Here is a 14,386-nt window from a genome sequence, read left to right as displayed (position 1 = left end):
ATGTTCGAATTCGGTCGATGAATAAAAGCACACTTTTGTTGTAATATAACAACAGAATTTAAATATTGCATCTTTAATTTGCATTTATTCTATTGTTGTTAATCTAGTCATGTGTATCTATTATCTGCTATGATTTTCTACCAATTACAAGGCTTGAGAACCATTCAATCGTGATCTATGTCTTGAAAAATAACTACAGATTACTGTCAAAGGTAAATAAATAACTTAAATCACGTAATTCCTGTAAGTTATGATATAAAATTACATTACCTACTTTTAGCTACTTTTTAGCGGATGCTTGCTTATGAATACCCTTGAAAAGGTTCAAAAAAGCCTTACCCAATTTAGTAAATCGGAACGTAAAGTTGCCGAAGTCATATTAGCCTCACCGCAAACAGCTATACATTCAAGTATTGCCACATTAGCCAAAATGGCTGATGTTAGTGAACCAACTGTTAACCGATTTTGTCGTCGATTAGACACAAAAGGGTTCCCTGATTTTAAGTTACATTTGGCTCAAAGTCTTGCTAACGGTACACCTTATGTTAGTCGACATGTTGAAGAAGATGATACGCCTGAGTCGTACACAACAAAAATCTTCGAATCTTCAATGGCATCGCTCGATACTGCCCGTCAAAGTTTAGATACATCAGCGATAAATAAAGCAGTAGATATTCTCACTCAAGCCAAGACTATTTCATTTTTTGGCCTTGGTGCATCAGCGTCTGTAGCCCACGATGCGCAAAACAAGTTCTTTCGTTTTAATGTACCAGTAATATGCTTCGATGACGTGTTAATGCAGCGAATGAGCTGTATTAACTGTAATGAAGGCGACGTAGTCGTATTGATTTCGCATACTGGCCGGACTAAATCACTGATTGAAATAGCTCGTATTGCACGTGAAAACGGCGCTGCTGTGATTGGTATTACCGCCCGTAACTCACCATTGTCTTATGAGTGTACATTGCCTGTAACGATGGAAGTGCCCGAAGACACCGACATGTATTTACCGATGGCATCGCGCTTAGCGCAATTGGTTACTATAGATGTGTTGGCAACAGGCTTTACCTTACGCCGCGGCCCTCGTTTCCGTGATAATTTAAAACGTGTAAAAGAAGTGTTGAAAGAATCTCGTGTGAACAAGGATTTAACCATCTAAATTGATGGGCGGTTAAATAAACATATCTTATGGATTATTTAACTGCGTAAATTGTTTGTTTTAGGCTGCATAAAGATAGAGTCTATACTCTATAAAGTGATAATTTTGCATGAAGCTTTCAAGATAACTGGTAAATAATTACACAATTCAGTTATGTTTGATCGCGTAAAATCTCATCGACAGCTATCAAATATTGTTCTTAAGGCCAAACGGTTTAGTCTGTTTGGCCTTTTTTATTATAAAAATCGCTAATCTGTCACATAAATTACATATTAAAAACGATCATTTTGTTGGTAACTTTACTACATTTTCCCAGAATGTCTGTTAATATAGTTACATCATTTAAGTGCTAAGATTGTTTAAGTACTTTAAATAACCAAATTCAATTTAACAAAAAATCTTTCTTATCATTAACGGAGTATCTTATGTTCCGCAGAACTAAAATCGTTACTACACTTGGACCAGCAACTGACCGCGATGACAATTTGCGTAAAATTATCGCCGCAGGAGCTAACGTTGTTAGACTTAACTTCTCACATGGTTCACCAGAAGATCATTTAAAACGTGCTACAGATACACGTAGAATCGCTAAAGAATTGGGCAAGCATGTCGCTATTTTAGGTGACTTACAAGGTCCTAAAATACGTATTTCTACCTTCAAAGATAACCAAAAAATCAAACTTAACTTAGGTGATAGCTTTATTCTTGATGCTGACTTAGCAAAAGGCGAAGGCGATGATAAACAAGTTGGTATTGATTACAAGCAATTGCCTAATGATGTAGTCATTGGCGATATACTAATGCTCGATGATGGTCGAGTACAGTTAAGAGTTGACCGTGTTGAAGGCCACAAAGTCTTCACAACGGTTACTGTAGCTGGCCCGTTATCTAATAACAAAGGCATCAATAAGAAAGGTGGCGGCTTAACCGCTCCGGCCCTAACTGAAAAAGACATGGCAGATATTAAAACTGCAGCCTTAATTGATGTTGATTTCTTAGCCGTATCATTCCCACGTACTGGTGCTGATCTTGATCTAGCACGTGCGTTAGCACTTGAAGCCGGCAGTAAAGCGCTAATTGTCGCTAAAGTTGAACGTGCTGAAGCCGTTGAAAGCGATGAAGCAATGGATGATGTTATCCGCGCATCAGATGTAGTCATGGTTGCTCGTGGCGATTTGGGTGTCGAAATTGGTGATGCTGCACTTGTTGCCGTACAAAAACGCCTAATTGAACGCTCGCGTCAACTCAACAAAGCTGTGATCACTGCGACCCAAATGATGGAGTCGATGATTACCAGCCCAATGCCAACACGTGCAGAAGTAATGGACGTGGCTAACGCAGTGTTAGACGGTACTGATGCGGTAATGCTTTCAGCAGAAACTGCCGCTGGTGACTTCCCTGAAGAAACCGTTATGGCAATGGCTAACGTTTGTTTAGGCGCTGAATTACACCCAAGTGTAAATGTATCTAAGCACCGCATGGATCAACGCTTCTCTTCTGTTGAAGAAACAATTGCCCTTTCAACCATGTATGCGGCTAACCATTTACCTGGCGTTAAAGCGATTATTTCGTTAACAGAATCTGGCGCGACAGCTAAATTAATGTCACGTATTAGCTCTGGTTTACCTATTTTTGCATTATCTCGTCATCAAAAGACATTAGCCAGCATGGCAATGTACCGTGGTGTACAACCAATTGAGTTTGACTCAACTGCGTACCCTGCCGATGAGCTAGCTAAAGAAGCATTAAATTGCATGGTGAACAGAGGTTATTTAGTCAGTGGTGATATGGTACTGATGACTAAAGGTGACGCGATGGAAACCATCGGTGGCACTAACACTTGCAAAGTGTTGATCGTTGCTTAATCAAGCCGAGCATAACGAGTAACATTCACTAACGTACATGCAGTGATATACACTCGTTAATAATAAAGCCAATCTTCGGATTGGCTTTTTTATCCGTTATTTTTGAGCTCTTGCGACATAGCGCAATAAAGTGACGTTAAACGTTGCAACCGCTTATTCGCTTGTTCGCTTATCCGCTTGTTCGCTTGTTCGCTTGTTCGCTTGTTCGCTTGTTCGCTTGTTCGCTTATCCGCTTATCCGCTTGTTCGCTTGTTCGCTTGTTCGCTTGTTCGCTTATCCGCTTGTTCGCTTATCCGCTTATCCGCTTATCCGCTTGTTCGCTTATCCGCTTATCCGCTTGTTCGCTTATTCGCTTAACAGCTTCCCCCCCAGAACGTGATGGATAAAAAAAGCCCCGACAAAGTCAGGGCCAATTTGTTTCAAAGATCTATATCAAATTAATCAACTGAGATTATAATTTCTCGAAGTCATTCACGTTGATAGCAGCTAAACGTAATACGTCCGCCTCAACAAGCTGTTTATGCTCAGCTTCAGTGATAATGTCTTTCTCTAACGCCACGTCAAATAACTCAAGCATAGGAAGCTTAGATTTTATATGGCCACTACGTTGTGCCTTCTTAAGTTTCTTATACAAATCTTTCGCTGCATATTTAGCTAAGAACGCATTTTCAACTTCAGCAATACCACTAGTGTCACCTTCAAACTCTCCACAAAGGAAAGTAATGCGATCACGAGCAGGTCCAGGCTTAAGCATACCGTTGACTAAATCAACTGCATATTTATCACTTGGTGCATTGAAGTGGTTACCTAATGGGAAAATCAACACTCGTAGTAATACCGCAGCAATTTTACTCGGGAAATTACGAATCGCGTCATTAAGCGCTTTAGCCGCTAAATGTAAACGCTCAGTCATCACATAATGCACGGCTGGTAAATCATCTTGCTGACGACCATTGTCTTCAAACAGTTTTAACGTAGCAGATGCAAGATATAACTGACTTAGTACATCCCCCATACGCGCAGAAAGCATTTCTTTACGCTTAAGGTCCCCGCCCATAATTAACATCGATAAATCAGTCATAATGGCCAGTGACGAAGAGATACGCGTCATGTCACGATAATATTGCTGTGTAGGGCCACTCACTGGTGCACTGGCAAAACGACTGCCTGTTAATGCACTACCAAATGAACGTAATGCATTACCCATCGCATAACCAATGTGACCTAGCAACAAAGAATCAAAACGATCTAATGCAGAAGTTTCATCTTCCATTGCTGCGGCTTCCATTTCAGCCAAAACATATGGATGACAACGGGTTGCACCTTGACCAAAAATCATCAATGAACGAGTAAGAATGTTTGCACCTTCTACCGTAATTGAAATAGGTGTTGCCATATAAGCATGACCTAAGTAGTTTTTAGGCCCTAATTGAATACCTTTACCAGACTGAATGTCCATCGCATCTTCTAACACATCACGGCCTAGCTCTGTCATGTGGTATTTTGCAATGGCGGTCACCACTGAAGGTTTAACTTTTAAGTCGATACCTTGTGTGGTTAAACGTCGTGCAGCTTCCAGCTGGTAAGTATTGGCGATAATACGCGCCATCGCTTCTTGTACGCCTTCAAAAAGACCAATAGGCATACCAAACTGCTGACGAACGTAACTGTAGGCTGTGGTCGTTTTGGTACAGACATGGCCCGATGCGGTTGCCAGAGCAGGTAATGAGATACCACGTCCTGCAGATAAGCATTCAACCAGCATACGCCAGCCTTTACCGGCAAACTGTGGTCCACCAATAATCCAATCTAATGGAATAAATACATCTTCACCACTTGTTGTACCGTTCATAAACGCCATCATTAATGGGTTATGACGACGACCAATCTCAACACCTTTATGGTCAGTTGGGATCAACGCACACGTAATGCCTATGTTTTTAACGTCACCGAGTAAACCGTCCGGATCGCGCATTTGGAACGCTAAACCGAGCACGGTAGCAACTGGTGCTAAGGTGATATAGCGTTTGTTCCACGTTAGGCTTAAACCTAATGTCTCTTCGCCTTCAAATTCGCGCAGGCAAACAACACCGATATCGGGTATCGCACCAGCATCACTGCCCGCTTCTGGGCCCGTGAGCGCGAAACAGGGAATGTCTTTACCAACAGCAAGTGAAGGTAACCAACGCTCCTTTTGCTCTTGAGTACCATAATGGGTCAACAACTCTCCAGGGCCTAAAGAGTTAGGTACCATTACGGTCACGGCAGCACTGACACTACGCGTGGCTATTTTGGCTACAATCGTTGAGTTTGCATAAGCAGAAAACTCGCGTCCACCGTACTTTTTAGGAATGATTAACGCAAAGAAACCTTGTTCTTTAAAGTATTGCCATAACTCTGGCGGGAGATCTTTGCGATTATGGACGATATCAAAATCGTCGATCATGGTTAATGCGGTTTGAACTTGATTATCAATAAAGTCTTGTTCTTCAGCGCTTAACGTTGGTTTACCGTAGCTGTGTAAGGTATTCCAGTTTGGCTTTCCGCGGAATAACTCACCTTCCCACCAAACATCACCCGCTTCCATTGCTTCTTTCTCGGTACTCGACAAAGGAGGCAATACTTTTTTGAAAAACGAAAATACTGGACGCGTAATAAATTGCATCCTGATATTACGCACGCCAAAGAGGACAATGATCGCTATAACTAGCAATATGACGATACTCATTTTATACCTTCTTAGTTTGTTAACACAGGGACAGCAACGCCTGCTGCCATGTAGGGGATTACTTTACGGATAATGGCTTCAATATTGTTATGTTCACCATAATCTGCTGTGGCAATTTCATTTAATGCATCTGCAGAAGCCATAGTGAACACAATAGTCCCTAAAGTGAAGTGCAAACGCCAAAACATTTCTGCTGCAGGTATGTGAGGTGCACTGGCTGATACCGCTTGTACAAACGTCGCTAAATGCTCACCATAATGCGTGGTAATAAACCAGCGCAAATGACCTTGGCTTTCAATATAACCGCGACCTAACAGCTGCAAGAAAATAATCGTGCCACCGTTGCGTACTTTATTGAGTTCAAGTAACGGTTTAATTAAAGCAGAAAAAATCTCGTTTAGTGACGCATTCTCAGGCGCATGATGTATACGTTTAATCTCTACCGCGGCGCTTGGCATAAATACATCTAAGTATCTTGCTAACACGGCTCGAATTAATTCTTTTTTTGAACCAAAATGGTAATTGACAGATGCCAAATTGACTTCAGCTTTGCTGGTGATCAGTCGTAACGACGTTTCAGAAAAACCTCTTTCAGCAAACAACTTTTCAGCTGCATCGAGTATTCTTGTTTTTGTATCAGTACGGCTTGCCATTCCCAGACCCAAGTTAATTTAAACACCTGTTTAAATTAATCATTGAGCGCACAGATGTCAATCGAAATTGTCAGCTTTCTTTATTAAGACAAATAACAAAAATCGTAACAACCACACCAGATTGTTAACTAATATGCAATACATGCTGTTTTTCGGTACACTGATGCCGATAATAAAAACAAGGATGCACACAACATGAACTTGCCTTTAAAACGACCGTCTCAAATTGCACTTATTGTTTCAATAGCATTAGGCTTAAGTGCCTGTAGCGACACGACTGCGACCACTCAGATACCTACTGAAAAGATAGATACCGCTACGGCTATCGATTTTGTCAATAGAGCTGAAGCCGATTTAGCCAATTTATCAATTGAAGCTAATCGGGCTGAATGGATTTATTCCAATTTTATCACTGATGACACCGCGGCGTTGTCTGCCGCTATGGGTGAAAAAGTCACCTCAACATCTGTGCGTTATGCAACTGAAGCGGCGAAATATGCCAATGTAGAGCTTGATGCTGTTAATGCCAGAAAACTTAACAGCTTACGCAGTAGCCTTGTTTTACCAGCCCCTCTAGACCCAGCTAAAAACGCAGAACTTGCCAGCATCGCGTCTGAACTTAACGGTTTATATGGTAAAGGCAAATACTGCTTTGCCGACGGTCGCTGCCTCACTCAACCAGAGCTTTCCAATATAATGGCAGAGTCGAAAGACCCTGCAGTGCTTTTAGAAGCTTGGAAAGGTTGGCGTGAAATAGCCAAACCAATGCGTCCACTATTTGAACGTGAAGTCGAATTAGCTAATCAAGGTGCACAAGATTTAGGCTACGCCGACTTATCTGAATTATGGCGAAGTCAGTATGACATGGAGCCAGAAGCATTCTCTGCCGAATTAGATCGTCTATGGGCACAAATTAAGCCTCTATATGATTCATTACATTGTTATGTTCGTGGTGAACTAAATGAGCAATACGGTGACGACGTTGCACCTAAAACAGGCCCTATCCCTGCACATTTGTTGGGCAACATGTGGGCTCAGCAATGGGGCACGATTTATAATAGTGTCGCACCTAAAGATGCAGACCCAGGTTACAACGTTACCGAATTGTTAGCCCAGAATGGCTACGATGAAACAAAAATGGTCAAACAAGCTGAAGGCTTTTTCACTTCACTTGGCTTTGGTGCATTACCAGAAACATTCTGGACTCGCTCAATGTTTGTTCAACCTCAAGACCGTGATGTGGTGTGTCATGCATCTGCATGGGATTTAGACGACCAAGATGATCTTCGGATCAAGATGTGCATTCAGAAAAATGCTGAAGACTTTAGCGTTATTCATCACGAATTAGGCCATAACTTCTATCAACGTGCTTATAAAAATCAGCCGTTTATCTTTAAAAACTCTGCCAACGATGGTTTCCATGAAGCCATTGGTGACACGATTGCCTTATCGATTACGCCTAAATATTTGCAAAAAATTGGCTTGCTCGAAACCGTACCCGATGCGTCAAAAGACATTGGCTTATTGTTAAAGCAAGCATTAGATAAAATTGCCTTTATGCCTTTCGGTTTGATGATCGACCAATGGCGCTGGCAAGTATTTAACGGCACCATTAAACCGGAGCAATATAACCAAGCCTGGTGGGACTTACGTGAAAAGTACCAAGGTGTTAAAGCGCCAATTGAACGTACTGAAGCCGACTTCGACCCTGGTGCTAAATACCATGTTCCTGGTAATGTTCCCTATACGCGTTATTTCTTAGCGCATGTTTTGCAGTTCCAATTCCACAAAGCACTGTGTGATATTGCAGGTGATACCGGCCCAGTTCATCGCTGTAGCATTTATGGAAATAAAGAAGCGGGGGCTAAGTTGAATGAAATGCTCGAAATGGGCGCCAGCAAACCTTGGCCGGAAGCACTGAGTGTAGTGACGGGGTCCGATAAAATGGATGCCAAGGCAGTATTAGATTACTTTGCACCATTGCAAGTGTGGTTAGATGAGCAAAATAACCAAGCTAATCGTCAGTGTGGCTGGTAACGCTAGTGATGACCAATTGTACTAATGAACTGTACTAATGAACTGTACTAATGATCTGTACTAAAGGGTTATAGCAATTAGTTGAATTAATAAATAATAAGGCTGAATCAGTAGCTGACTCAAATAAATGGTCACTCAGAAACTCGCATTTTATCATCTAATTAATTCACTCTTAAAAGGACGCCAATATAAATTGGCGTCCTTTTTATTTATATCGATAATTAATCAGCTTAAAACCTACCTAAAACCGCGACCTTTTCTATTCAGCTCACTATTTTCAATCTTTTTTTGCTGTGATTTTTTTAGCATCACAAATATAGCGCCAACGCCACCACTCTGTTTAGTAGCCGAATGGTATGCGATTACGGGGTCAATAAAGCGTAACCAATGACAGACTGCGGATTTAAGCAATCCTGGATAAGGTTTACTTTTATACCCCTTTCCATGGATAACCAGTATGTTACGTTCGCCGCGCTCATAAGCACTTAACACACAATTAAGTAAGCTTTCACGAGCCTGTAAAAGCCGATATTCATGTAAGTCTAATACGGTTTGAAAACGGTACTTTCCAAGACTAAGTTGTTTAAATACTTGGTCTTGGATGCCATCCATTTTATAACTCACCACATCGTCTGGCTTAAGGGGTGCAAATAAATAAGCCTCAGTGGGTAATAACTGTAACAACTCATGTTGCTCAGCTGCCGCTCGCTTTGCCAGTTGCGCATCTGTTAAACTTAATGGATTAAGCCATATTTGGGTGGTTTGTGGTTGATGTTCATATTTAAGAGGGGTCACATCGGCCATTTCTTGTAAAAATAATTCGTCATCACTTAACGACATATGTCACCTCCTACATACTTTGTAAAGATTCTATCCTTTAGCAAAGTTGCTCAATAATTTATAGTTGGGCTAACGGTATCGCTTGCCATTATTGATTTACATTAGATAAAAAGAGAATAATTCCTTGATAAGAATATTGACCATTTTGAATACGCCATGGCTATCTTCACTGCTTCTTGCAGTGAGCCTGTGCGTTAGCAGTTCGAATGTTTATGCCACTGAATCGATCCCTCACCAGGTTTTGAATGCCAATTTTACAAAATTGACTAACGCTTTTGAACAACTCGATTTAGCCGCTATGGAAAACATATATACTGACGATGCAGTTTATATTTCTGAAACACAAGAAAGAGGAATTATTAGCGGTAAAGAAAATATCCTCAATCTGTATAGCCGATTTTTTAATAAAATTAAACGTAAGAACGCTAAACTTGAAGTCGATTTTCGTGTACTTGTACGTTATAGCGAGCCAAATAGCGCAACTGACATCGGTTATTATTTAGTCCGTTTTCACCCAGGAAAAGAATCTGGCGAACCGGTCAGTGAGTTTGCCGGTAAATTTGTGACTGTGTTTACCAAAGACAGTAAACAACAGTGGAAAATTAGTGTCGACTCTAACACTCACGCCGCGCCACATTTTTACTATGACGCTAAACCAGTACCGAATCTTTATTACGGCCGACAATTTATCGCTGCCACGTCAAAAGAATTACCTGATGAACAATAGTGATTTATCCGCGATAAAGCAGGCATCTTGTCCGTGTGGCAGTAGTTTGCCCTACTACCAGTGCTGTGAAGCCTATCATGCCGGTCTTGTTGTAGCAGAGATGCCAGAGCGTTTAATGCGCTCTCGCTATAGTGCTTTTGTATTACGTCAGTTTAGCTACTTGATTGCCACGCATCATCCAGACTATTTACACGGTTTGACTGAACAACAGCTTGCCCAAGGTAAAACTCAGTGGTTAGGTTTACAGGTATTATCATCGAATCAACAGGCTGACTGTGGTGAAGTGACATTTAAAGCGTGGTTTATTGAAAATAAGCATATTGATGCGGTTTATGAATGTTCGTCATTTATCAAAAAAGATGGCTTATGGTTTTACACCGATGGACAGCAAATGCAAACTCGTTTACCCGGCAGAAATGATGCTTGTATCTGTTACAGCGGAAAAAAGTTTAAACAATGTTGTGCTAAACGTATGAGTTAACATCAATAAATAATGCTTAGCCCTTCTTATTGATAATAAATACTGGTGCAGAGTGACTATGTAGATACTAAGCAATCGTAAAACCATTATTTAAATGGGCACTAATTAACAATAGCGACGAAATAGCAATAGATGCGAGTTGCACAATCTTAATCGTCATCAGTAAAGTCCGATTCGCACAACAAGGAATACGCTGACTAAACCAATGAATTGCTCATTAATACTAATTTCTGCGGTTTAGACTCATGGGCATGAATAAACAAAGCAAAATCATTAACACGGATTGCAGGGCTATACAAAAATCCTTGTGCATGATGACAAGCACTTAATGTTAAAAACTCCTCTTGCTCTTTAGTTTCAACCCCTTCAGCAGTTAACGAAATATTCAATGCTTTTGCCATCGCGATAATCGCACTGACAATCTCACGACTTTCGTGGCTAGAAGATATATCCATGATAAACGAGCGATCAATTTTTAATTTAGATATCGGAAATTGCTTTAAGTACTTCATTGAACTGTAACCCGTCCCAAAGTCATCAATCGCTAAACCGACGCCTAACTCTGCCAACTCATGGCATAGATTGATAGCATATCGAATGTCACCCATGAGTTCAGTTTCAGTGATTTCAAGAATTAACGTTTTAGGCTTGATACGATAACGGGTGATTAAGCGCCAAACTTGTTCGTACAAGTTGCCACTAAAAAATTGCCTCGCAGCAACATTCACATGCATCGTAATATTGACGTTTTTATGCTGCCATAAATTCAGTTGCTTACAGGCCGTTTCTAATACCCATTCGCCAATTTGGTTAATCAACCCGGTTTGTTCTGCGATTTCGATAAACGCACCTGGATATAACACGCCTTTTTTAGGGTGATTCCAACGAATTAATGCTTCAGCGCCAATATACTGATTATGTTGTAAGTCCATTAAGGGTTGATAATACAACTCAAATTCTCGACCACGAATAGCACTATGTAAATCACGCTCTATTTCAGCGTTGGTGGTAAACGTTTCAAGTAGTGCTTCATTAAAAAACTGGTAATGTGCACCATTTTTCTTTTTAGCATGTTGTAAGGTAATATCGGCACAAGATAACGGGGCAAACATCCCAACAACAGACTTAATATCAACCACTGCAAGCGCCGGTTTTGGCTCAACTTTCTCACGCGAGATAACCGATGGCGCAGCTAGGTTCATATATAACCGGCTGATCATTTGTTCGACATCGGTCTCAGAGTGCATGGGTGGCAATAACACAGCAAATTCATCGCTACCTATTCTGGCAACATCAATAGCATTAACAGATACAGCAAAGTGTTTTAAGCGCCGTGCGATTTCGATTAAAAGGCTATCGCCTTGAACATGACCATGGGTATCGTTAAAGCGCTTGAAGCCTAATAAATCAATCAGAATCAGTATCCCAGCAGTGGCACGATCTAATTGAGGAGTAAAATGACTACGATTGTGCAAGCCTGTCAAAGAACAATGCCATGCTAAACGCTCTAATTCCGCTTTGTGAAAATATTCTGCCGAATTATCATAACTAGACACTAACGCATAATGCTTACCCTGCTCCGTTACAAACGGGGTAATATGATAATTTAGCCAATATTCACTGCCATCAATCCGCGCGAGCTTAAGGTTACCTTTAACAATCTCACTATTACGTAATTTATTGATTAGATCGTCAAGTAATTGTGGGGTATTTCTAAAAATATCAAGACTCGATGCACTATGGTGCTCAACAGTTTCCCGTGGCAACCCAGTCATTTTCTCATGGGCACTATTAACATACTCGATGATTAGACTATCGGTATTCACCAGCATCACGACATGTTCGGATTGCTCGGTTGCATTGCGCAATAAGTAAATTTGTTCATTGCTATCATAGGTATAACGAGTCGCTAGCGTCAAAGCTAATTGGTCAGCACATTGAATAGCAAACTGAATATCAGATTTTATCCAATTAACCTTTTCACAGCTTTCAACCGATAACACACCTTCAATATGTCCATTAATTCGGATGGCAATATCGATACTGGTGACAATGTTATGATGTTGGTAGTAATCTGAAAATGTTTCAACGAGATTTATGTGCGAGTTATCAGAGGATAAAATATAACGGTGAGATCGTAATTCATTAAAATATTGAGGATCTATTGTGATGTGTCTCAGGTGAGATAAATGACTCAATGATTCATCAATCTTACTGGCTACTAGAGTATGCTGACAAGTAAAATTGTCTTCATCATCAGCAGTAAAATCATCATTCGCAGATTGACTTACGAGAGTCCACACGGATACAAATGACGCAGCAAAATACTCACGCAGCAGTTGACACACTAACTCTGCAGTTTTTGAGAAATCACCTTGTTGTTTAGCACTGGAATTTACAATTAATTCCAATAAGTGCTGTTGCTCTTTTCGATTCATTTACATCCCGAAAAATGGCTTCATAACCCTAAATTTTTACATTATTAATCAGTACACTTGTTATTATTAGTTCTGAAAATCAGAATTTGAGTGATAATGTTACAATAATACATAGGGAGTGAAGTTCGCGTTAAAGGTATGAATAACGTTATATTATCATGCGCTACTATACCTTTTTGTTATGTAAAGCAGATTACACGCGATACTCAAAAACAGCAATCCTTTACTAATATATTGTTACGCTTTATTTGGATTGTTGACACACTAAACCCACTCCCACAAAATGTGTTTAACATCAATTATATGACAGTGTATATTTCTAATACAAACGACTGAAATCTACAGTTGATTTTCAAGTTGAAAAATCATTTTCTCTACGCTGAACGCAAAATCAAGCTTCAAAGAAATAGTGCTATCTTCATCAATAATGTCCGCTTTAGTATCAGGAAAACGCTCTTGAGCCACTTGCAGCATAGATTGAGCTTGCAATAAGGCATCGTTTCCTACAAAGCTAAGCAGTAATAACGTATCTTCTGCTTCCACAACAGCGCCAATATCTACATAACTGCCGCATTCAGTACAACTGTCACTGACATTTCCTTGCTGCTGTTTAATTTGCTTAATCATTATGTCACCCCATCTGTTTGAACCACGTCAAATGGCAAATATAACTGAGTTTTGGCAAGCTTTTATTTGCCATGCTCACAATTATCAAAATTAAATCATAGTCTCAGGATTTTAGCCTGAAATCTCAGCAGTTAAGCCAGTTGTAAAGATAACGTATTAGATATTTTACGTTGCGTGCTGAGCTGTTCTAGAAAATGCATATCTTCTAATGGGGTGTGTTGTTGGTAAGCATTAATCGCTTTATGCTTAGTTAAGTAATCACAGTTACTTAATACTTCAACCATCGCATCAGATTGAGCGCCTCTTATCACTAGCGCTTCAGGTGTCAATGCTTGTTGTAGTTGAAACTGCCGTGCACCTTGCTGCTGAAATAACATCGCGTTATCAATAGTGTCTGGGTGAATAGAAATATCATCTACTAATAACTGGGGTTGAGGTACAGAAAATTGTTGTCGCAGTTTTTGTGTGCTTTCTACATCATTATCTAACTGAAATTGAGCCATATCGCGAGCATCAACTGACAACATAGCCAATAGCAAACCAAATTCACCGCGACGATTGTTTTCAATCGCAACGTTTAATCGGCTCCCTATTTGTAACTCATTGACTAATGTTGACTCAATTTGCATATAAAAACATCACTACTACTGCTCGATGCTATTTTATCGACCAAACAGTCATAAACTTTAGTAAAATATTCAATTATCCACTTTACATATAAAAGGTTTCTGACTACTATGGCGACCGCAATTGAGGAGGGGTTCCCGAGTGGCCAAAGGGATCAGACTGTAAATCTGACGGCTCAGCCTTCGAAGGTTCGAATCCTTCTCC

Annotated in this window: 11 protein-coding genes; 5 read left to right on the top strand and 6 right to left on the bottom strand. The window is 40.3% G+C overall.

Annotated elements, in window-relative coordinates; genetic code table 11:
• Positions 1-304: 304 nt before the first annotated feature.
• Together AAEY99_RS14220 and pyk are read left to right on the top strand one after the other, a co-directional pair.
• Positions 305-1,159, top strand: a complete 855-nt coding sequence (locus tag AAEY99_RS14220; protein ID WP_011637353.1) for a MurR/RpiR family transcriptional regulator — start codon at positions 305-307, stop codon at positions 1,157-1,159.
• Positions 1,160-1,584: 425 nt separating this feature from the next.
• Positions 1,585-3,024: a pyruvate kinase gene (pyk, locus tag AAEY99_RS14215; RefSeq protein WP_101088393.1), complete on the top strand. Its 1,440-nt coding sequence runs from the start codon at positions 1,585-1,587 to the stop codon at positions 3,022-3,024.
• Positions 3,025-3,475: 451 nt separating this feature from the next.
• On the opposite strand, the gene AAEY99_RS14210 is transcribed toward pyk, so the two are convergent.
• On the bottom strand, positions 3,476-5,752 hold the full coding sequence (locus AAEY99_RS14210) for an acyl-CoA dehydrogenase (protein ID WP_351010936.1): 2,277 nt from the start codon (positions 5,750-5,752) through the stop codon (positions 3,476-3,478).
• An 11-nt stretch (positions 5,753-5,763) separates the two neighbouring features.
• Positions 5,764-6,405, bottom strand: coding sequence for a TetR family transcriptional repressor PsrA (gene psrA, locus AAEY99_RS14205; protein ID WP_101088395.1), 642 nt, complete (start codon positions 6,403-6,405; stop codon positions 5,764-5,766).
• Between the two features lie 195 nt (positions 6,406-6,600).
• Here psrA and AAEY99_RS14200 point away from each other — a divergent pair, with 195 nt between their 5' ends.
• Entirely contained in the window at positions 6,601-8,442 is a 1,842-nt protein-coding gene (locus AAEY99_RS14200) for a M2 family metallopeptidase (RefSeq protein ID WP_351010934.1), read from the top strand.
• A gap of 237 nt (positions 8,443-8,679) precedes the next feature.
• Here AAEY99_RS14200 and smrA read toward each other — a convergent pair whose 3' ends face one another.
• Positions 8,680-9,282: a DNA endonuclease SmrA gene (gene smrA, locus AAEY99_RS14195; protein WP_162023028.1), complete on the bottom strand. Its 603-nt coding sequence runs from the start codon at positions 9,280-9,282 to the stop codon at positions 8,680-8,682.
• A gap of 124 nt (positions 9,283-9,406) precedes the next feature.
• Here smrA and AAEY99_RS14190 point away from each other — a divergent pair, with 124 nt between their 5' ends.
• Together AAEY99_RS14190 and AAEY99_RS14185 are read left to right on the top strand one after the other, a co-directional pair.
• The gene (locus AAEY99_RS14190) at positions 9,407-10,009 is read left to right on the top strand and encodes a YybH family protein (protein WP_350979539.1); all 603 of its coding nucleotides are present in this window, start codon (positions 9,407-9,409) and stop codon (positions 10,007-10,009) included.
• Complete coding sequence (locus AAEY99_RS14185) at positions 9,999-10,490, top strand: YchJ family protein (protein WP_101088398.1); 492 nt, start codon at positions 9,999-10,001, stop codon at positions 10,488-10,490. Before AAEY99_RS14190 ends, AAEY99_RS14185 begins: the two co-directional genes overlap by 11 nt.
• A gap of 197 nt (positions 10,491-10,687) precedes the next feature.
• On the opposite strand, the gene AAEY99_RS14180 is transcribed toward AAEY99_RS14185, so the two are convergent.
• From AAEY99_RS14180 to AAEY99_RS14170, 3 genes are all read right to left on the bottom strand, one after another.
• Positions 10,688-12,928, bottom strand: a complete 2,241-nt coding sequence (locus AAEY99_RS14180) for a sensor domain-containing phosphodiesterase (RefSeq protein ID WP_101088399.1) — start codon at positions 12,926-12,928, stop codon at positions 10,688-10,690.
• A gap of 339 nt (positions 12,929-13,267) precedes the next feature.
• The gene (locus AAEY99_RS14175; RefSeq protein WP_350979543.1) at positions 13,268-13,555 is read right to left on the bottom strand and encodes a DUF406 family protein; all 288 of its coding nucleotides are present in this window, start codon (positions 13,553-13,555) and stop codon (positions 13,268-13,270) included.
• A gap of 131 nt (positions 13,556-13,686) precedes the next feature.
• Positions 13,687-14,184, bottom strand: coding sequence for a VC2046/SO_2500 family protein (locus AAEY99_RS14170; protein WP_101088401.1), 498 nt, complete (start codon positions 14,182-14,184; stop codon positions 13,687-13,689).
• Between the last annotated feature and the right edge of the window lie 202 nt (positions 14,185-14,386).

It is taken from the genome of Shewanella sp. S1-58-MNA-CIBAN-0166, from assembly GCF_040310085.1.
Taxonomy (GTDB): domain Bacteria; phylum Pseudomonadota; class Gammaproteobacteria; order Enterobacterales; family Shewanellaceae; genus Shewanella.
The sequence above is the reverse complement of the archived record's forward strand: the minus strand, read 5'-3'. Positions and strand labels throughout refer to the sequence as shown.